18 protein-coding genes are annotated in these 19,544 nt (G+C 76.6%); 7 read left to right on the top strand and 11 right to left on the bottom strand.

Annotated features, from left to right (window positions below):
• Nucleotides 1-37: 37 nt before the first annotated feature.
• From ACFUMH_RS12585 to ACFUMH_RS12575, 3 genes are all read right to left on the bottom strand, one after another.
• On the bottom strand, nucleotides 38-952 hold the full coding sequence (locus ACFUMH_RS12585; RefSeq protein WP_378205714.1) for a DsbA family protein: 915 nt from the start codon (nucleotides 950-952) through the stop codon (nucleotides 38-40).
• 69 nt (nucleotides 953-1,021) lie between these two features.
• Entirely contained in the window at nucleotides 1,022-1,525 is a 504-nt protein-coding gene (locus ACFUMH_RS12580) for a hypothetical protein (RefSeq protein ID WP_378205711.1), read from the bottom strand.
• Between the two features lie 152 nt (nucleotides 1,526-1,677).
• Nucleotides 1,678-4,008 (bottom strand): protein kinase, encoded by a 2,331-nt coding sequence (locus ACFUMH_RS12575; RefSeq protein ID WP_378205708.1) that lies wholly within the window; start codon nucleotides 4,006-4,008, stop codon nucleotides 1,678-1,680.
• Between ACFUMH_RS12575 and ACFUMH_RS12570 the strand changes: the two genes are divergently transcribed.
• From ACFUMH_RS12570 to ACFUMH_RS12555, 4 genes are all read left to right on the top strand, one after another.
• A complete protein-coding gene (locus ACFUMH_RS12570; protein WP_378205705.1) occupies nucleotides 4,007-5,797 on the top strand; it encodes a trehalose-6-phosphate synthase in 1,791 nt (596 codons plus the stop codon). The two genes, ACFUMH_RS12575 and ACFUMH_RS12570, sit on opposite strands and share 2 nt — an antisense overlap.
• Entirely contained in the window at nucleotides 5,790-6,602 is an 813-nt protein-coding gene (gene otsB / locus ACFUMH_RS12565) for a trehalose-phosphatase (protein ID WP_378205702.1), read from the top strand. Before ACFUMH_RS12570 ends, otsB begins: the two co-directional genes overlap by 8 nt.
• Before the next feature lie 260 nt (nucleotides 6,603-6,862).
• Nucleotides 6,863-7,987, top strand: coding sequence for an ABC transporter ATP-binding protein (locus ACFUMH_RS12560; RefSeq protein ID WP_378205699.1), 1,125 nt, complete (start codon nucleotides 6,863-6,865; stop codon nucleotides 7,985-7,987).
• 96 nt (nucleotides 7,988-8,083) lie between these two features.
• Complete coding sequence (locus ACFUMH_RS12555; protein WP_378205695.1) at nucleotides 8,084-9,385, top strand: DUF4032 domain-containing protein; 1,302 nt, start codon at nucleotides 8,084-8,086, stop codon at nucleotides 9,383-9,385.
• A gap of 93 nt (nucleotides 9,386-9,478) precedes the next feature.
• Here the strand turns inward: ACFUMH_RS12555 and rlmB are convergent, their stop codons facing one another.
• The 3 genes from rlmB to ACFUMH_RS12540 all read right to left on the bottom strand — a co-directional run bounded on the left by rlmB (nucleotide 9,479) and on the right by ACFUMH_RS12540 (nucleotide 12,763).
• A complete protein-coding gene (gene rlmB, locus ACFUMH_RS12550; RefSeq protein WP_378205692.1) occupies nucleotides 9,479-10,468 on the bottom strand; it encodes a 23S rRNA (guanosine(2251)-2'-O)-methyltransferase RlmB in 990 nt (329 codons plus the stop codon).
• Nucleotides 10,468-11,907 carry a cysteine--tRNA ligase gene (gene cysS / locus ACFUMH_RS12545; RefSeq protein WP_378205689.1) on the bottom strand — a complete coding sequence of 480 codons (1,440 nt, stop codon included), beginning with the start codon at nucleotides 11,905-11,907 and terminating at the stop codon, nucleotides 10,468-10,470. The genes rlmB and cysS overlap by 1 nt, the downstream gene beginning before the upstream one ends.
• Nucleotides 11,908-11,995: 88 nt before the next feature.
• A complete protein-coding gene (locus ACFUMH_RS12540; protein WP_378205686.1) occupies nucleotides 11,996-12,763 on the bottom strand; it encodes a TetR/AcrR family transcriptional regulator in 768 nt (255 codons plus the stop codon).
• A 526-nt stretch (nucleotides 12,764-13,289) separates the two neighbouring features.
• Here ACFUMH_RS12540 and ACFUMH_RS12535 point away from each other — a divergent pair.
• Nucleotides 13,290-14,270: a zinc-binding alcohol dehydrogenase family protein gene (locus ACFUMH_RS12535; RefSeq protein ID WP_378205682.1), complete on the top strand. Its 981-nt coding sequence runs from the start codon at nucleotides 13,290-13,292 to the stop codon at nucleotides 14,268-14,270.
• Nucleotides 14,271-14,344: 74 nt separating this feature from the next.
• Here the strand turns inward: ACFUMH_RS12535 and ACFUMH_RS12530 are convergent, their stop codons facing one another.
• Together ACFUMH_RS12530 and ACFUMH_RS12525 are read right to left on the bottom strand one after the other, a co-directional pair.
• Nucleotides 14,345-14,584, bottom strand: a complete 240-nt coding sequence (locus ACFUMH_RS12530) for a hypothetical protein (protein WP_378205679.1) — start codon at nucleotides 14,582-14,584, stop codon at nucleotides 14,345-14,347.
• Nucleotides 14,585-14,738: 154 nt separating this feature from the next.
• Nucleotides 14,739-15,665: a LysR family transcriptional regulator gene (locus ACFUMH_RS12525; protein ID WP_378205676.1), complete on the bottom strand. Its 927-nt coding sequence runs from the start codon at nucleotides 15,663-15,665 to the stop codon at nucleotides 14,739-14,741.
• 72 nt (nucleotides 15,666-15,737) lie between these two features.
• Here ACFUMH_RS12525 and ACFUMH_RS12520 point away from each other — a divergent pair, with 72 nt between their 5' ends.
• Entirely contained in the window at nucleotides 15,738-16,709 is a 972-nt protein-coding gene (locus ACFUMH_RS12520) for an EamA family transporter (RefSeq protein ID WP_378205673.1), read from the top strand.
• Here the strand turns inward: ACFUMH_RS12520 and ispF are convergent.
• From ispF to ACFUMH_RS12505, 3 genes are all read right to left on the bottom strand, one after another.
• A complete protein-coding gene (gene ispF, locus ACFUMH_RS12515; protein ID WP_378205670.1) occupies nucleotides 16,690-17,178 on the bottom strand; it encodes a 2-C-methyl-D-erythritol 2,4-cyclodiphosphate synthase in 489 nt (162 codons plus the stop codon). The two genes, ACFUMH_RS12520 and ispF, sit on opposite strands and share 20 nt — an antisense overlap.
• Nucleotides 17,175-17,921, bottom strand: coding sequence for a 2-C-methyl-D-erythritol 4-phosphate cytidylyltransferase (gene ispD / locus ACFUMH_RS12510; RefSeq protein ID WP_378205667.1), 747 nt, complete (start codon nucleotides 17,919-17,921; stop codon nucleotides 17,175-17,177). Before ispD ends, ispF begins: the two co-directional genes overlap by 4 nt.
• Nucleotides 17,922-18,012: 91 nt before the next feature.
• A complete protein-coding gene (locus ACFUMH_RS12505; protein ID WP_135973343.1) occupies nucleotides 18,013-18,495 on the bottom strand; it encodes a CarD family transcriptional regulator in 483 nt (160 codons plus the stop codon).
• A 304-nt stretch (nucleotides 18,496-18,799) separates the two neighbouring features.
• Between ACFUMH_RS12505 and ACFUMH_RS12500 the strand changes: the two genes are divergently transcribed.
• Nucleotides 18,800-19,483, top strand: a complete 684-nt coding sequence (locus tag ACFUMH_RS12500) for a hypothetical protein (RefSeq protein ID WP_378205663.1) — start codon at nucleotides 18,800-18,802, stop codon at nucleotides 19,481-19,483.
• Nucleotides 19,484-19,544: the final 61 nt, after the last annotated feature.

Raw genomic sequence — 19,544 nt, 5'->3', positions numbered from 1 at the left:
GTCCCGGAGGACGGGCGCCCGCGGACGTCGGGTGGCGTCAGCCCTGCGCGCCGGCCGCGGCGGCCAGCACGGCCTCCGTCAGCGGGCCGGGGGTGTAGAGGTCGCCCTCCCACTTCACGCCGTCGATGAGCACCGACGGCGTGCTGATGCCGCCGAGGTCCGTCTCCGCCTGCTGCGTCGCGGCGGCGACCCACGGGGCGTACGTGCGCCACGTGCCCTCGCGCTCCTCGGTGCCGTCGTCCGTCGTCACCTCGAAGGTGCCGTCGACCGTCGCCGTGAACTGCTCGGTCACCGCGGCGGGGACGCCGGCCTCGGTGGCGATCTCCGCGATCTCGGTGTCGCTCAGGCCGGACGAGCCCTCCTCGGGCTGGTTGTCGTACAGCGCCGTCATGAACGCGACCATGTGCTCCGGGTCCTCCTCGGCGACGACCGCGAGCGCGTTGGCCGCGCGCGTCGAGTAGAAGGTGCCCTGCGACGTGCCGTCGAGGAACGAGATGGGCCGGTACTCGACGGTGATGTTCTCCTGGGTGGCGAGCTGCTCGAGCTCGGCGCCGTTCGCGGCGTCGAACTGGCCGCAGTAGGGGCACATGAAGTCGAAGTACACGGTGACGGTCGTGCCCTCGGCGGCCTCGCCGACGCCCGCGGCGCTGACCGGGATGGCGCCGCCCTCGGCGACCGACGGGCCCTCGACCTCGTCGACGGCGGGCACGACGAGGCCGTCGGCGCCGCCGCCGTACTGCACGGTGCCGTACGCCTCGGCGCGCTCGGCGCCCTGCCGGACGATGGCGAAGACGACGGCGCCGAGGACCGCGACCGCGGCGACGAGGCCGCCGATCGCGAGCAGCCGGTTGCGCTTGGCCTTGCGCTCCTGCTCCTGCCGCAGGGCGAGCGCCTTGGCGCGTGCGTCCTCGCGCCGCACGGCCTTGGTGGGACGGGGGTCGTTCGTGGGCATGGGTGCTCCTGGTGCTCCGGGTGCCGGCGCTGCCGGCGGGACGTGCGGGCGCGGGACCGGTCGGGCCGGTCAGCAGGCCGCGGGCGGCCCCCGGTGCGGGCGGACGAGCACGAGGCCGCGGTCGTGCCGCACGAGGACCGGCAGCACGGGCGCCCGCAGGGGCGTGCGCGGCACGGCGGGCAGGGCGAGCGCGACGACGCGGCGCACGTCGGCGGCGCCGAGCAGCGCGGCGACGCCGGCACGGGCCCGGTGCACGAGCGCACCCAGCCCCAGCCCGGCCGCGGCGAGCAGCAGGTGCAGCGCCACCACGGGCACCGCGACGCTGAGCAGCAGCACCGCGCCCTGCGACGTCCCGCCCAGGGCGTACGCGCCCTGCGGGCAGTGCGCCGCCGACGCGAGCACGTCCATGCGCAGCCCGACGGCCGCGAGCGGTCCGTCGGCGACGACGCAGCGGTGCACGAGCACGCGTCCCTCGGCGGCGACGACGAGCGGCGTCACCGCGAGCAGCACGCCGGCGAGCGTCACGGCGCGGGCGCGCGCGTGCCGCAGCACCGGGGCGGGACGCCATCGCACGGGCTCAGGGTAGGCGCTCGACCTGCCCGTGCCGAGGGTCCCGGCGCCCGGGCTCGGGGACGAAGCGGTTCGGACGCCGCCGGCGGGCCCGGACGTGCGTGCGTCGGGCGACCGGTCGGGCCGGCGGTCGCGCCGACCGTCGGGGGCGACGGTCAGGGCACGGGCATCCGCGGCGTCGGCAGCGGCGCCCACTCCACGGGCGTGCCGGACAGCACCTGGTGCGCGAGCGCCGCCGCCGCGACCAGCGCCAGCACGACGACCACGAGCCCGCCGACCCACCCCGGCGCGACGGCCGCGAGCACGCGCCGGGCACCCGTGCGGGTCATGCGGGACAGCGGCCCGAACCACAGCACCAGCACCGCGAGCAGCACCGCGGCGCCCACCACGGCCGACGCCACCAGGCCGCGCGGCGGCTCGCCCGGCACGGCGTCGCCCAGCACCCACCGCCCCGACCCGACCAGCCACCACGCCACCCCGACGGCGATGACGACGACGCTGGCGCCGACGAGCACCGACGGCACCACGCCGAGCACCGCGCGCACGAGGTGCCACGGCGACGACGCGATGGCGAGCGGCACGTCCGAGCGGCGCAGGCCCGCGCGCTCGCGCCGGCCGTGCATCGCCTCGACGGTCGAGCCGACGGCGCGCACCAGCACGACCAGCAGGAGGACGACGAGCAGCGTGATCCCCGGCGCGTGCGCGCCGGCGACGCCCACGAGCAGCCCGAGCGCGAGCAGCGTGCCCCACCGGCGCCGGGCCGGCGGGCGGACGTAGCCGGACCCCTCCTCGCCGGGGTGGTCCGAGCGCTCGAGGTCGTCCTCGATCCAGTCGACGCCGTCCGGGTCGTCGTCGTGGCCGTCGTCCCACGCGCCGTCGTGCCACGCGCCGTCGTCCGCGTCGTCGTCGGCCGCCCGGGCCGGGTGGGCCCAGGCGTCGGGGTCGTGCCGGACGTCGCGACCCGACGCGGACCGGGCGGGCGGCGCGACGAGGGTCGCGTCGGGGTCGTCGGCGCGGGCGGCGTTCAGCGGCACCGCGACGGTCCGGCCGTCGTTGGCGGGCGGCTCCGGCGGGCCGACGGCGGTCGTCCCGGCGCGCGCCGCCGCGCCCGCGAGCGCGACGGTCGGCGCGGTGCCGGCGCCCGCGGGGGCGTCGTCGGGAGCGTCACGCGGGTCGTCGGCGTCGCGGTCGTCGTCGTCCTCGAGGTCGCCCTCGAGGTCGCCGTCGCGCTCGTCCTCCCGGTCGGTGCCTCCGGCCGCCCCCGCGCCGGCGCCCGCCGCGACGAACGTCGTCGGGATCTCGTCGCGGCCGACCAGCGCGGTGGCGACGTCGTCCTCGCCGGTGCCGTCCTGGTCGGTGCCGTCCTCGCCGGTGCCGTCCTGGTCGATGCCGTCCTCGCCGGTGCCGTCCGCGCCGGTGCCGTCCTCGTCGTCGGCCCACGCGTCCTCGTCCGCGTCGTCGGTCCCGTCACCTGCGTCGCCGTCGGTGCCGTCGACCGGCACGTCGTCGTCCGCGGCGCCGGCCGCGTCCTCGTCGGCGTCCTCGTCCGCGTCGTCGTCCGGCACGTCCCCGTCGTCGCCCGCCGCGACCACGCCCGCGCCCACCACGCTCACCGCACCCGCGCCCGTGAGCGCGGCCAGCGCCGCGGTGGCGTCCGTGCCCGGCGGCAGGTCGCCCTCCTCGGCGACGACCCGCAGCGCGGCCACCACGTCCTCGGGCGTCGTGCGCGCGGCGGCGTCGGGGCGGAGCGCGCCGGTGAGCGCCGCGGCGGTGAGTGGGCCGACGCCGGCGAGGTCGACCTCGCCGGAGCGGGCGCGCGCGAGCACGGCCTCGACCGGGCGCGTGCCGAAGGGGTCCCGGCCGGTCGCGGCGAACGCGAGCAGCGCCGCCCAGCCCCACAGGTCGGTCGCGACGCCCGGCTCGGCGCCGTCGAGCAGCTCGGGTGCGAGGTAGCCGGGCGTGCCGAGCACGAAGCCGGCCGTCGTCAGGGTCGCGTCGTCGTCGACGCCCTGCGCGAGCCCGAAGTCGATGAGCACGGGCCCGTCGTCGGTGAGGAGCACGTTGGACGGCTTGAGGTCGCGGTGCACCACGCCGGCGGCGTGCACGGCCGCCAGCGCCGACCGCAGCCCCTCCGCGAGCGCGAGCAGGTCCTCCTCGTCGAGCGGGCCGCGCGCGCGCACGCGCTCGGTGAGCGTCTCGCCCGGGACGAGCTCGGTGACGAGGAACGCCTCGGTGGAGTCGGCCTCGGCGTCGAGCACGGCCGCGACGGCCGGGTGCCGCAGCCGCTGCAGCGCCGCGACCTCGCGCATGAGCCGCGCGCGCACCGCCGCGTCGGCGCCGACGTGCGGGTGCAGCAGCTTCAGCGCGACCGCGGTGCCGCCGCCGTCGACCGCCCGGTACACCGTCCCCATGCCGCCGGAGCCGAGGGGGGCGACGACCGTGTAGCCGCCGATCTCCGACCCCGGCGCCAGGCCGATCCGCTCCATGACCGGCACGCTAGCGGGCGCGTCGCCGCACGTGGGGGACGCCACACCCGGGCCGGAGCCCGGGCGGGGTCCCGACCGGAGCACTAGGGTCGGCACCGATCCCGAGGAGTTGATCCGCGTGCCCTTCGACGTGCCCGCCGACGGCCACGACCTGGTCGTCGTCGCGAACCGCCTCCCTGTCGACGTGAGCCTCGACGAGGCCGGCGAGCCGACCTGGACCCGGTCCCCCGGCGGCCTGGTGACCGCCCTCGCCCCCGTGATGGCGAACGCCGAGGGCGCCTGGGTGGGGTGGGGCGGGTCGCCCGGCCTCGAGCTGGACCCGTTCGTCGTCGACGGCACGCGGCTGGTCCCGGTCATGCTCACCGAGCAGGACATGGAGCGGTACTACGAGGGCTTCGCCAACGACACGCTGTGGCCGCTGTACCACGACGTCATCGCGCCGCCGCAGTTCCACCGGCAGTGGTGGGACGCGTACCAGAAGGTCAACCGGCGCTTCGCGGAGGCCGCGGCGCGGCAGGCGGCGCCCGGCGGCACGGTGTGGGTGCACGACTACCAGCTGCAGCTCGTGCCGGCGTTCCTGCGCGAGCTGCGTCCCGACCTGCGGATCGGGTACTTCCACCACATCCCGTTCCCGCCGCTGGAGATCTTCGCGCAGCTGCCGTGGCGCAAGCAGGTCGTCGAGGGCCTGCTCGGCGCGGACCTCGTCGGCTTCCAGCGCGCGGGCGACGCGGCGAACTTCGTGCGCGTCGTGCGGCGCCTCACCGACCTGACGACGCGCGGCCAGGTCGTGACGATCGGGGACGGCACGGCGCAGCAGCGGCACGTGCGCGCCGCGGCGTTCCCCATCTCGATCGACTCGCACGCGTTCGACGAGCTCGCGCGGCAGCCGGAGATCCAGGCCCGGGCCAAGGAGATCCGCACCGAGCTGGGCGACCCGGAGGTGCTGCTGCTCGGCGTCGACCGGCTCGACTACACCAAGGGCATCCGCCACCGGATCAAGGCGTACGGCGAGCTCCTGGAGGACGGCCGCCTGTCGCCCACCGACACCACGCTCGTGCAGGTCGCGAGCCCGAGCCGCGAGAACGTCGGCGCCTACCAGCAGCTGCGGGACGAGGTCGAGCTGCTCGTGGGGCGCATCAACGGCGACCACGGCACGGTCGGCCACGCGCCGGTGCAGTACCTGCACCAGTCCTTCCCCATGGAGGAGATGGCGGCGCTGTACCTCGCCGCCGACGTCATGCTCGTCACCGCGCTGCGCGACGGCATGAACCTCGTCGCGAAGGAGTACGTCGCCGCGCGGTCCGACGACCGGGGCGCGCTCGTGCTCAGCGAGTTCACGGGTGCCGCGGACGAGCTGGTCGGCGCCGTGCTGGTCAACCCGCACGACATCTCGGGCATGAAGGACGCGATCACGTACGCCGTGCACATGGAGCCGCGGGAGTCGCGCAAGCGCATGCGCCGCCTGCGCCGCCGCGTGCTCGGGCACGACGTCGCGGCGTGGTCGCAGCAGTTCCTGTCCGCGCTGACGTCGGTGCCGGCGCGGGACGCGGCGGGCCGCACCGGGACGGGCGCCGACCGGGGGTCCGACCGCGGCGACGACCGTGCGGACGGCCGCACCGACGACGCGCCCGTCGCGACGCCGGGCTACCAGGACGCCCAGCGCCACGGCGACCCGTTCGACGCCGACCGGTACCGGGACGAGAACCGGGACGAGAACAGGGACGACGACCGCGCCGCAGCGCGGGACGACGCCCCGGCCGACGCGCTCGAGGGGACCGAGGATGACTGACGCGACGCCCGCCGGCGCCGACCCGCAGGACGCCCGCGCGCTCGCCGACCGCCTCGCGGCGGTGCTGGACGACCCCGCCCGCCGTCCGCTGCTGGTCGCGCTCGACTTCGACGGCGTGCTCGCCCCGCTCGTCGACGACCCGAGCACCTCGGCGATCCTCCCCGCGGGCGTCGAGGTCCTCGCCGCCCTCGGCGGCCGCGACGGCGTCCTCCTCGCGCTGGTCTCCGGCCGCGCCATGGCGGACCTGCACGCGCTCGCCGAGGTGCCGCCCGGCACGTACCTCGTCGGCAGCCACGGCGCCGAGCGCGCCCGCGTGACGACCTTCGGGCTGGACCGCGACGTCGTCGAGCTGACGCCGGAGCAGGCGGACCGCCTCGCGACGCTCGGGGCCCGTGCGGCCGCGGTCGCGCGCGGCCGCGACGGCGTGTGGGTGGAGACGAAGCCGACGGCGGTGGTCGTGCACACGCGCCTCGCCGAGCGCGACGTCGCGGTCCCCGCCGAGCAGGAGGCGGTCGCGCTCGGCGCGGAGCTCGGCGCGGGCACGCTGCACGGCAAGGACGTCGTCGAGCTCACCGTGCTGCCGGCCGACAAGGGCACCGCCCTGCAGGCGCTGCGGCACGAGCTGGGCGCGCCGGTCGTCCTCTACGCGGGCGACGACGTGACCGACGAGCACGCCTTCGCGGCGCTCGGCGACGACGACCTCACGGTCAAGGTCGGCGCCGGCGCCACCGCCGCGCGCTACCGCGTCGCCGACCCCGGGGCGGTCGTCGGCGTGCTCGCCGCGGTGGAGCGCGCGACGCGCTGACCTGCACGGTCGCCGGTCGGCCGTCCGGGTGAGGGCGCGCGCCCGTCCGGGCGGCGGCGCGGGGGCGGAACGGGCGTCCCGGACAGGCCGGACGTGGCGTGTGCCATACTCGTGACCCGGCCGAGGGAGTTCGCGAGGACGCCCCCGGTCCGTGTCAGCGGAGACACAGCGCTCGGCAGGGTGCCTCCACCGACCCTGCGTTGACACTCTTCACGACGGATCGTCCGGCACGTACCTGCCGGTGAAGGGAAAGACCGCTCATGGCTACGGTCACTTTCGACAGCGCGACCCGGATCTACCCGGGCACGGAGCGTCCCGCGGTGGACGCCCTCAACCTGCACATCGAGGACGGCGAGTTCCTCGTCCTCGTCGGCCCCTCGGGCTGCGGCAAGTCCACCTCGCTGCGCATGCTCGCCGGCCTGGAGGACGTCAACGCCGGCCGCATCCTCATCGGCGACCGCGACGTCACGGACGTCCAGCCGAAGGACCGCGACATCGCGATGGTGTTCCAGAACTACGCGCTGTACCCGCACATGACGGTCGCCGACAACATGGGCTTCGCGCTCAAGATCGCCGGCACCCCGAAGGCGGAGATCCGCACCCGCGTCGAGGAGGCCGCCAAGATCCTCGACCTCACGCAGTACCTCGACCGCAAGCCGAAGGCGCTCTCCGGCGGTCAGCGCCAGCGTGTCGCCATGGGCCGCGCGATCGTCCGCCAGCCGCAGGTCTTCCTCATGGACGAGCCGCTGTCGAACCTCGACGCCAAGCTCCGCGTCCAGACGCGCACGCAGATCGCGTCGCTGCAGCGCCGCCTCGGCGTCACGACGGTCTACGTCACGCACGACCAGACCGAGGCCCTCACCATGGGTGACCGCATCGCGGTCCTCAAGGACGGCATCCTCCAGCAGGTCGGCACGCCGCGGGACATGTACGACACGCCCGCCAACGTGTTCGTCGCCGGCTTCATCGGCTCGCCCGCCATGAACATCGGCACGTTCCCGGTGCTCGACGGCGCCGCGTCGGTCGGCCAGTCGCGCCTGCTCCTGCCGCGCGAGGCGATCAGCCGCCTGTCGGACGACGACAAGGGCCACATCACGGTCGGCTTCCGCCCCGAGTCGCTCGACGTCGTGCCCGCCGGCACGCCGGACTCGTTCCCGGTCGAGGTGAACATCGTCGAGGAGCTCGGCTCGGACGCGTTCGTCTACGGCTCGCTCACCAACGAGTTCGGCCAGGCCAGCCAGGTCCACTCGGGCGCCGGCGACGCGCAGGTCATCGTCCGCGTCGACCCGCGCCAGGTCCCCGCCAAGGGCGACTCGATCCACGTCCGCATCCGCCCGAACGAGCAGCACCTGTTCCACGCGGGCTCGGGCGAGCGCATGTCCTGACGCCCCGGCGTCGCACCACGCACCACCGACGAGGCGGGTCCGGTCACGACCGGGCCCGCCTCGTCGCGTCCGGCCCGGACCTGAGAGGATCGACGCATGAGCGGCACGGCGCAGCGTCTGCAGATCACGGCGGCGAGCCCCGACCCGGCACTCCTCGACCTCCCCTGGCACGTCCCGCTCGAGGACTGGCCGGCCGAGAACCTCGCCGCGCTCCCCCGCGGCATCTCGCGGCACGTGGTGCGGTTCGCGCGGCTGTCCGGACGGGTCATCGCCATCAAGGAGATCGGCGAGACCGTCGCGCACCGCGAGTACGAGCTGCTGCGGCAGCTGCGCAAGCTCGACGTGCCGAGCGTCGAGCCGGTCGGCGTCATCACGGGCCGGCGCGCGCCCGACGGCGAGCCGCTCGAGGCGGTGCTCATCACGCAGCACCTGTCGTTCTCGCTGCCCTACCGTGCGCTGTTCAGCCAGTCGCTGCGCCCCGACACCGCGACGCGGCTCATCGACGCCCTCGCGGTGCTCATGGTCCGGCTGCACCTCGCCGGCTTCTACTGGGGCGACGTGTCGCTGTCGAACACGCTGTTCCGCCGCGACGCGGAGACGTTCGCGGCGTACCTCGTCGACGCGGAGACGGGCGACCTGCACGACCGCCTGTCGGTGGGCCAGCGCAGCTACGACCTCGAGGTCGCGCGGGTCAACATCATCGGCGAGCTCATGGACCTGCAGGCCGGCGAGTTCCTCGACGAGGACGAGGACGCCGTCGCGATCGGCGACGCCCTGGCCGAGCGGTACCAGGAGCTGTGGAAGGCCCTCACCGAGGTCGAGTCGTTCGGCTACGGCGAGCGCTGGCGCGTGCAGGCCCGCATCGACCGGCTCAACGACCTCGGCTTCGACGTCGGCGAGCTCGACATCACGACCGACGTCGAGGGCACGTCGGTGCGCATCCAGCCGAAGGTCGTCGACGCGGGCCACCACTCGCGCCGGCTCATGCGCCTGACGGGCCTCGACGTGCAGGAGAACCAGGCGCGCCGGCTGCTCAACGACCTCGACGAGTTCCGCGCCGCCACCGACCGGCAGGCCGAGGACGAGTCGTTCGTCGCCCACGACTGGCTCACGGAGATCTTCGAGCCGGCCGTGCGCAGCGTCCCGCGCGAGATGCGCACCAAGCTCGAGCCCGCGCAGGTCTACCACGAGCTGCTCGACCACCGGTGGTACCTGTCGCAGCAGCAGGGCCGCGACGTGCCGATGCCCGAGGTCGCGGCGAGCTACGTCCGCACCATCCTGCCGACCCGCCCCGACGAGCAGGCCGTGCTGGGCACGCGCGCGGAGGACCTGCGCGACTCCGACACCGCCGGCGTGCCGCACGTGGACGACCTGGACCCGGACCGCCTCATCGGCTGACCGCCGCCGCGCGTCCGCGCACCCGGGTCGCCGGGGACGTCGTCCTGGCCGTCACCGACGACCACGACGACGTCCCCGGCGCCGTGCGGGACGTCAGGCCGTGCGCTGGCGGGCGACCTCGTACAGCGCGATGCCCGCGGCGACGCCGGCGTTGAGCGACTCGACCGCCGACGCGATCGGGATCGACGCGATCGCGTCGCACTGCTCGCGCACGAGCCGCGACAGGCCCTTGCCCTCGGACCCGACCACGAGCACGAGCGGGTCGTTCGCGTAGGGCAGCTCGCCGAGCGGCACGTCGCCGCCCGCGTCGAGGCCGACGACGAACACGCCGGCCTGCCGGTACGCCTGCAGCGCCCGCGTCAGGTTCGTCGCGCGGGCCACCGGCACGCGCGCGGCCGCCCCGGCCGACACCTTCCACGCCGCCGCGGTCACGCCGGCCGAGCGCCGCTCGGGCACGAGCACGCCGTGCGCGCCGAACGCACCCGCGGACCGCAGCACCGCGCCGAGGTTGCGGGGGTCGGTGACGCCGTCGAGCGCCACGACGAGCGGCGGCACGCCGGCCTCCTCCGCCGCGTCGAGCAGGTCGTCCGGCTCGCCGTACTCGTACGGCGGCACCTGCAGGGCCACGCCCTGGTGCACGGCGTCGTCGGTGAGGCGGTCGAGCTCGCCGCGGCCCACCTCGAGCAGCGGGTACCCGGCGTCCGCCGCGATCGCCACGATCTCCCGCGTGCGGTCGTCCGCCTCGAGCCGCGCCGCCAGGTACACCGTGGTGACGGGGATGCCGGCGCGCAGCGCCTCGAGCACCGAGTTGCGGCCCGCGACCATCTCGTGGGTCGAGCTCGTGCGGCCGCCGCGCCCGCCCGCCGCGCTGCGCGACGCGCCGGCCGTCGGGCGGCCCGAGGCCGTGCCCTTCTGCGCGGCGACCTTGCGCTTGTGCGCCACGTGGTACGGGCGGTCCTCCGCCTTCGGGGTCGGGCCCTTGCCCTCGAGCGAGCGGCGGCCGTGACCGCCGGTGCCGACGGTCGCGCCCTTCTTGGATCCTGCCTTGCGCGTCGCGCCGCGACGCGATGAGTTGCCGGCCATCAGTCCTCCGTGGGGTCGGTGGGGGCGGCGAGCGTCCAGCGCGCCCCCGTCGGCGAGTCCTCGACGACGACGCCCGCGGCCGTGAGGCGCTCGCGGATCGCGTCGGCGGTGGTCCAGTCCCGCGCGGCGCGGGCGGCCGCGCGCGCGTCGAGCTCCGCGGCGACGAGGGACGCGAGCGCGCGCTCCGCGCGGTCGTCCCCGCCCGCGGTCGTCCACTGCGGCGAGGCCGGGTCGAGGCCCAGCACGTCCAGCATGCCCCGCAGCGACACCATCGCGTCGCGCGCCGCGGCGTCGTCGCCGGCCGCGAGCGCGCTGTTGCCGGCACGCAGCGTCTCGTGCACCACCGCGAGGGCGGCGGGCACGTTGAGGTCGTCGTCCATCGCGGCGGCGAAGCCGGTGGGCAGGGCGACCGCGGCGACCTCGTCGGCGGTGGCGGCGCCGACGCGCTCGGTGGCGCGCTGCACGAACCCGGCGAGGCGGTCCCACGTGGCCTCGGCCTCGCGGAGGGTGTCGTCGGTCCACTCGAGCATCGACCGGTACTGCACGGCCGTCATGGCGTACCGCAGCACCACGGGGCGCACCTTCTCGAGCACCGCCGTGACGAGCAGCCCGTTGCCGAGCGACTTGCTCATCTTCGCGCCGCCCTGCGTGACCCAGCCGTTGTGCAGCCAGTACCGCGCGAACCCGTACCCGGCGGCGTGCGACTGCGCCTGCTCGTTCTCGTGGTGCGGGAAGCGCAGGTCCAGCCCTCCGCCGTGGATGTCGAACGCCTCGCCGAGGTAGCGGTGCGCCATCGCGGAGCACTCGAGGTGCCAGCCCGGGCGGCCGCGCCCGTAGGGCGTGTCCCACGAGGCGCTCTCCGGCTCCCCCGCCTTGGGCGCCTTCCACAGCGCGAAGTCGTGCGGGTCGCGCTTGCCGCCCGCACCGGCGTCGTCCGGGGAGTCGACCATGTCGTCGAGCCGCTGGTTCGTCAGCTCCCCGTACGACGGCCACGACCGGACGTCGAAGTACACGTCGCCGGGGCCCGCGACGTACGCGTGGCCGCGCTCGACGAGGCGCGCCATGAGGTCGAGCATCGCGGGGACGTGCCCCGTCGCGCGCGGCTCGTAGCTCGGCGGGAGCACGCCCAGCGCGTCGTACGCGGCGGTGAAGGCGCGCTCGTTCGCCATCGCCCACGCCCACCACGGCGCACCGGCGTCGGCGGCCTTCGCGAGGATCTTGTCGTCGATGTCCGTGACGTTGCGGACGAGGGTCACGCGCGTGCCGCCGCGGCGCAGCCACCGGACCAGCACGTCGAACGCGACGCCGGAGCGCAGGTGGCCGATGTGCGGGGGCGCCTGGACGGTGGCACCGCACAGGTAGACGCCGACCTCGCCCTCGACGAGAGGGACGAAGTCGCGCACCGACTGGGTGCCGCTGTCGAACAGCCGCAGGCTCACCGGCCCAGGCTACCGGCGCAGACGCCGCCCGCCGGTCGTGCGCGGCGCCGGCGGCCCGCCCCCTGGGGGCCGCCGGGCGCCCGCACGGTCACGCCAGGGCGGTGAGGTTCGGCGCGGCGAGCCGGTGCGCGTCCGCGGGGACGCCGTCGGTGCTGCCGGCCGGGACGCCGTCGGCCGGTGCCGCGTCCGCCGCCCCGTCCGTCGTCGGCGCGTCGGACGCGGCCTCGTCGCCCGGCTCGTCCGCCAGCACCTCGAGGCGCGGCGTCGGGACGGCGAGGTTCGCGAGGTGCTCGGCGAACAGGCGCAGGCCGGTGTAGCCCGCGTCCGCGTCGCCGTCGACGAGCCACGCCAGCGAGAAGCCGTCGATCGCCGCGATGATCGAGCGCGCGATCATGAACCGCGGCACGCGCCACGTCACGGAGCCGACGCGCTCGACCTCCTCGAGGAAGTGCTCGGCGGCCGCCCAGCTGTTCACGTACTGGTCGACGCCGACCTGCTGGAGCTCGGCATGCCGCAGCGACGTCGTCGTGAGCTCGTACGTCAGCAGCTGCGGCCCGCGCGTGTTGCGGATGTTGGTCCACAGCCCGTCGAGCACGCCGACGATCAGGTCGAGGACCGGTGCCTGCTCCGGCATCTCCGCCATGGCACGGGCCGTGTTGCGCTCGGTGATGGCGTGGGCCATCGCGCGCAGCAGCTCGTCCTTGTCGCGGAAGCAGTAGTGCACCACGCCCAGCGAGACCCCGGCCTCGGCTGCGACGGCGCGGACCGTCGTGCCGTCGACACCGTCGCGGCTGGCGACGGCGAGCGCCGCCTCGATGAGCTGCTCGCGTCGCTCGGCGACCGGCAGTCGGTTCATGACTCCTCCTCGCGGTGGCGTGCGCGACCCCCCCGGCCAGCTCCGCCCCGGTGATCATCTCATCGATCCGCGTGACAGAGTCAAGGATTTCACGCACTTGTCCTGGACGGCCGCTCAGGATCACCCGGGCACGTCGCGCGGTCGACGTGCCGCGGACGCCACCCCGTCGTGGCGCCCTGCCCTGGAGCCTGGCACGTCCCGAGCCGTCCCGCAGCGCGACGACCTGCACCGACACCCGCCCGCGGCGCCCCGGCGGGACACCGCGGGCCGCACCGGACCCGCCGTGCTGCCGCCTCGGGGCCGGCCGCGCCGTCGCGGCGCGCGTGCGCCCCGGCGCCGTCCGCCGCCCGGTGCGACACGCCGGGGCGCAGGACCGGGGTCACGTGTCGCCCGCACCGGACGGCGGCCCGCTGTGACCGCGCCGCACGATCGTTCACCCGGACGGGTGTCGTGGCGGCGACGTTCCCGACGATCGGGTGACGCGCGCCGCCTTGGTGCGGGCCCTGACGCAGGACAGGCTGTCGGCGTGACGTACACGGGACGTGCCGTCGTGGCGGGGTCGCTCGGCGGGCCGGAGGTGCTCCGGGTGGTGTCCCGCGACGTGCCCGACCCCGGGCCCGGCGAGGTGCTCGTCGCGGTCGAGGCCGCCGGCGTGAACCCGTGGGACTGGAAGAGCTACGCGCCCGCCTCGGGCGCCACGCCCCCGGTGGAGCTCGGCGTCGAGGTCGCCGGCGTCGTCCGCGCCGTGGGCACGGGCGTGCGGTGGTTCTCCCCTGGGGACGAGGTCGTGGCCTGGCCGGTGCGCGGCGGGTACGCCGACCTCGTGACGGTGCCGCAGCGGGTCCTCGTGCGCCGGCCGGCGTCCCTGCCGGCCACGGCGGCGGCCGGGCTGCTCGCCGCGGGCGCCGCCGCGCTGCACGCCGTCGTCGCGACCGAGGTCGACGCCGACGACGTCGTGCTCGTGCACGGCGCGTCGGGCGGCGTCGGCCGGATGGCGGTGCAGCTGGCGGTGCTGCGCGGCGCGCACGTCGTGGCGACCGCGTCACCGACCTGGCACGCGTGCCTCGCCCGGCTCGGCGCGGTGCCCGTGGCGCACGGCCCCGGCCTGCTCGACCGGGTGCGCGCCGCGGCCGCGGACCTCGGCGAGGTGGTCGCGGCCGTCGACGCCGTCGGCACGCCCGAGGCCCTCGAGACGTCCGTCGCGCTCGTCGCGGACCGGCGCCGGGTGGCCACGCTCGTGGCCCTGGACCGGGCGGCGGCCCTCGGCATCCGGGCGCTGGGGCACGGGCCCGGCGCCGACCCCGGCACCGACGTGCGGGACGCGGCCCGCGGGCAGCTCACGGCCCTCGCGGCCGACGGCTCGCTCGACGTGCTCGTCACGGGCGCCTACGCGCTCGAGGACGCCGCCACGGCGCACCGCCGGTCCCGCGACGGGCACGCCGGCGGCAAGCTCGTCCTCGTCACGGACGCGGCGCGCGCGAGCGGGGACCACGCACCGGTCCACTGACGGGCCGGGCGGGACGCCGCGGCACCGCGGCAGCGGCCGGACCGCGTGCGCCGGACAGCGTCTGCCGAGTGGCGTCAGCGACCCGCCCACGGCAGCTCGACGTCCGGCGGGGGCGCGGGGGGCGCGACGGGGCGCGTGCGCTCGTCGATCTCCTGCAGGCCCGCGAACGTGGCCTCCAGCGTCTCGAGCGGCACCCGGTTGCGCTGGCGGACGGGCAGGGGCGCGTCGCGGTGCGGGAGGGCGGGTGCGGGTCGCGGGGCGCGCGTGCCCGTGGGCGGCGCGTCGTCGCGCTCGTCGGTGGTGGGCATCGTCACGCCGTCGCACGGTACCGGCGTTTCGTCCGGTTCGCGACGACCGTCCGGCTGACGACCACCCGCGCGGCCCACCCCGCCCGACCTCCACTGGTGGTGCGGTGTGGACGGTGCCGCTCGTGCTCCCGACCGCTCGTGGCGACGTGCACCGACGAGGTCATGCAGCGCCGCCGGACGGCGCGGGCGCCGGGGCGTCGGCGGCGAGCGCGCGCAGCTCGTCGAGCACGCGCCGCACCACGCGGCGCTCGGCGCGCTCCGGGCGCAGCAGCGCGTCGACGTGCCGGCCCGCGCGGACCCCCTCCAGGGGCAGTAGCCGGAAGCGCACGCCGTCGCCGGCCCGCGCGGTCCAGCGCGGGAGCAGGCTGACGCCGTGCCCGGCCGCGACCAGCGCCTCGACCACCGCGAAGTCGTTGATGCGGTGGACGACGCGCGGCTCGGTGCCCGTGCGCGCCGCCACCTCGTCGAGCACGCGCGCCACCGGGAACCCCTGCCGGACGGCGATCCACGGCGCGTCGGCGAGGTCGGCCGGCGTGACGGCGGCCCGGTCGGCGAGGGGGTGGTCGAGCGGCACGGCGACGTCGAGCGGCTCGCGCAGCAGCGGCACGACGACGACGTCCGGCCCCCAGCCCGCGCTGCCGTCCGGGCGGTGCGCGACGACGACGTCGACGCGGTCGGTGAGGGCGACGAACTCGTCCTGGGCGACGTCCTCGTCGGAGCACTCGAGCGTGATGCCGTCGAGCGCGGCGACGCGGGTCAGCAGGCCGGGCAGGAGCATCTGCGCCCCGCTGGAGAACGCGCTGACGCGCACGGTGCCGACGGGCCGGGCGACGAACGCGTCGCACGCCGCGCGTGCCCGCTCGAGCGCGACGGCGACGTCGAGCGCGGCGTCGGCGAGCGCCTCCCCCGCGGGCGTGAGCCGCAGCCCGCGCCCGGCGCGCTCCGTGAGCGGCACCGCGGCCTCCCGCTGCAGGGCCGCAAGCTGCTGGGACACCGCGGACGGCGTCAGGTGCCGCACCGCCGCCGCGGCGGTCACGCCGCCGTGCGCACGCACGGCCCGCAGCGTCGCGAGGTGGGCCGGGTCCATGCAGCGACGCTACAACGTCGGTGCACGACATCTCGATGGTGCTGCACGGCCGGGTCGGCGCACACTCGTCGCGTGCCGCTCCGCCACCGCCTGCTCGCCGCGCTCGTCGCCGTGACCTGGGGCCTCAACTTCCCGGCGATCCACCTGTCCCTCGAGCAGTTCCCGCCGTTCTTCCTCGTCGCGCTGCGGTGGACGCTGATCGCGGTCCCGACGGTGCTCCTCGTGCCGCGGCCCCGCGTGGCCGCGCGCTGGCTCGTCGGGTACGGGCTCGGGTTCGGGGTGCTGCAGTTCGTCTTCCTCTACCTCGCGATGGACACCGGGATGCCCACGGGCCTGGCGTCGCTCGTGCTGCAGTCGTCGGCGCCGTTCACCGTGCTGCTCGCGGCGGCGTTCCTGCGCGAGCAGCTCACACCGCGGCAGGGCCTCGGGGTGGCGGTCGCCGTCGCCGGCCTCGGCGGCATCGCCGTGCACCGGGCGGGCCTCGACGGGGGCGCCACGCTGCTGCCCGTCGTGCTCACGCTGTGCGGCGGCCTCGGCTGGGCGTTCGGCAACCTCTGCAACCGGCGCGCGCAGGCCGACTCGCCGTTCCGGCTCATGCTGTGGATGTCCGTCGTGCCGCCGCTGCCCATGCTGGTGCTGGCACTGGCCCTCGAGGGACCGGACCGCGTCCGTGCCTCGCTGACCGGCCTGACGACGCCCACGGGCCTGGCCGCGCTCGGCGGGCTGCTGTTCACCGTGCTCGTCGCCACGCTCGTCGGGTCCGGGCTGTGGACGTGGCTCATGGCGCAGCACCCGTCGAGCGTCGTGGCGCCGTTCTCGCTGCTCGTGCCGGTCGTCGGCATCGGCTCGTCGTGGCTCGTGCTCGGCGAGCCCACGGAGCCGGCGGAGCTGCTGCTGGGCGTGCTGGTCGTGGGCGGCGTCCTGCTGGGCAGCGCGCCGGCCCGGCGGCGGGACGTCGGCGCGGACGGGCGCCCGGCGGGGCCGGCGGCCGGCGACGACCGGGCCGACGCGACGACGGCGGCGGTCAGCCCTCCGGCGCGGTGACGAGCGCGGTCGCGATCGCCGCGACGCCCTCGCCGCGGCCGGTCAGCCCGAGCCCGTCCGTCGTCGTGGCGCTCACGGTGACGGGCGCGCCGCACGCGGCCGACAGGGCCGCCTGGGCCTCGGCGCGGCGCGGCCCCAGGCGCGGCCGGTTGCCGAGCACCTGCACCGCGACGTTGCCGATCCCGAACCCGGCCGCGCGCACGCGCCGCGCCGTCTCGGCCAGCAGCGCGGCGCCCGACGCCCCCGCCCAGCGGGGGTCGCTCGTGCCGAACTGCGCCCCCAGGTCGCCCAGGCCGGCGGCCGAGAGCAGCGCGTCGGCGGCGGCGTGCGCGGCCACGTCCGCGTCGGAGTGCCCCGCGAGGGGGCGCTCGCCCGGCCACTCCAGCCCGGCGAGGTGCAGCACGGCGTCGGGGGCGGGGTCGGGGTCGTACGCGTGCACGTCGACGCCGACGCCGGTGCGCAGGTTCACGGGGTGCCTCCCGGGACGGGCGCGGCGTGCAGCGCCTCGGCGAGCACGACGTCGCGCGGGGTGGTGATCTTCGCGGCCCGCTCGTCGCCCGGGACGACCCACACGCGGCCGCCGGCGGCCTCGACGAGGCCCGCGTCGTCGGACGCGGCCGTCGCCTCGTCGCCCGCGCGGTGGGCGCCCACGGCGTGCGCGTGCACGAGGACGTCGCGGGCGAACCCCTGCGGCGTCTGCACGGCGCGGAGCACGTCCCGCGGCGGCGTGTCGAGCACCGGCCCGCCGCCGGCGTCCCACGCGGCGACGCGCTTGACGGTGTCGACGACCGGCAGCCCGGGGACGACCGCGTCGTGCCCCGCGCGGACGGCGTCGACGACGCGCGCGACGAGCGCCGGCGGCGCGAACGCCCGCGCGGCGTCGTGCACGAGCACGACGTCGACGTCGGGGGGCAGCGCCGCCAGACCGGCCGCGACGGACGCCTGCCGGGTGGCGCCGCCCACGACGACCCGCACGGGGACGTCCGGCACGCCGACGCCCGCGAGCGCCGCCGTGACGGCCGCGACGTGCTCGGCGGGCGCGGTGACGACGAGGGCCGTGACGCGCGCGCCGTCGGCGGCACGGGCGGCGAGCAGCGCCCGCGCGGCGTGCGCGACGAGGGGCGCGCCCGCGACGGGCACGACGGCCTTCGGCAGCGCGTGCCCGAGGCGGGACCCGCTGCCGGCGGCGGTGAGGACGGCGGCGACGCTCATGCGGCTCCCGGCTGCGGCGGTGAGGGCGGGACGTGCGCGCACAGCAGAAGGTCCGGGTGCGCGGCGCGCACCCGGACCGTCGGCCGTGTCGTCAGGACGCGAGGACCTCGTCGAGGATGGCCTCGGCCTTGTCCTCCTCGGTGTGCTCGGCCAGGGCCAGCTCCGAGACGAGGATCTGGCGTGCCTTCGCGAGCATGCGCTTCTCGCCGGCGGAGAGGCCACGGTCGGCGTCCCGGCGCGACAGGTCGCGCACGACCTCCGCCACCTTGATGACGTCGCCCGACTGGAGCTTCTCGAGGTTCGCCTTGTAGCGGCGCGACCAGTTGGTCGGCTCCTCCGTGTACGGGGCGCGCAGCACCTCGAACACGCGGTCGAGCCCCTCCTGGCCGACGACGTCGCGGACACCCACGAGGTCGACGTTCTCGGCGGGCACCTCGATGGTGAGGTCACCGTGCGCGACCTTGAGCTTGAGGTAGATCTTGTCCTCGCCGCGGATCGTGCGGGTCTTGATCTCTTCGATCTTGGCTGCACCGTGGTGCGGGTAGACGACGGTCTCCCCAACAGTGAAAGTCATCTGCCGGTGTCCCCTTTCGCAGACGTGTATGGTATCACGCCCATATCCGCCCGAACCCGACTCCGGACGGCCGTCCTGAGGATGAAACCGCAGGTCAGCGAGGTGCAGCCGACGGGAGGGCGTCCGCAGGACGTCGCCCGCGTGGCCGGTGGACGACCCGCGGGAGGGCCGCCGCGCCCGTCCGCGCCCGTCCGCGCCCGGCGCCGGGCCCCTGTGCTGGCCCGCCGCGCGACCGCCGGTACGCTGGCCGGGAGCCCGCCGCACGCACGCGGGCAGACGAGCGCAGAGCCGAGCAGGAGACACCGTGACCACGCCCCGCCCCCGTGCCGTCCGCCCGACCACCCGGTCGGCCACCCCGTCACGACCCCGGCGCCTCGCCGTGCTCGCGGTCGCGTCCGCGGCCCTGCTCGCCGGCTGCTCGGCCACCAACCAGATCACCACCGTCGACGACTACCCGCCGTCCGACGGCGTCGCGATCACCGTCGACGAGGTGCGGGCGCTCAACCTGCTCGTCCTCGCCGAGGAGGAGGGCGGCGCCGGCCTGCTCGTGGGCGCGCTGACGAACAACTCCGGCGAGGACACGACGGTGACGCTGGCCGTCGACGGCGCCGAGCCGGTCGAGGTCGACGTGCCGAGCTCCGGCACGGTGCTGCTCGGCGGCGAGGGGTCGGTGGGCCGCTACGGCGCCGCGGACGTCCGCGTCGCGTCGGTCGCCACGGTCCCCGGCGGCCTCACGGACGTGACGGTGTCGACGCCGGCGGGCGGCAGCTCCGTCGTGCAGGTGCCCGTGCTCGACGGCACGCTGCCGGAGTACGCGCCGCTGCTGGCCCGCATCGGCGAGACGCCGACGCCCTCCGGCACGCCGAGCGCGTCGCCGACCCCCGGCGAGACGCAGGAGGCCTCCGAGCCGCAGCAGGGCCAGGACGCCGACCCCGAGGGCGAGCAGGACCGCGGCGAGGGCGACCAGACCGACGGCACCGACGGCTGACGGCAGGACGGCCGACCGGCCCCACGCACGCACGACGGGCGCCCACCGCACGGTGGGCGCC

Origin of the sequence: Cellulomonas sp. NPDC057328 (assembly GCF_042667215.1) — a bacterium.
GTDB lineage: Bacteria > Actinomycetota > Actinomycetes > Actinomycetales > Cellulomonadaceae > Cellulomonas.
The sequence above is the reverse complement of the archived record's forward strand: the minus strand, read 5'-3'. Positions and strand labels throughout refer to the sequence as shown.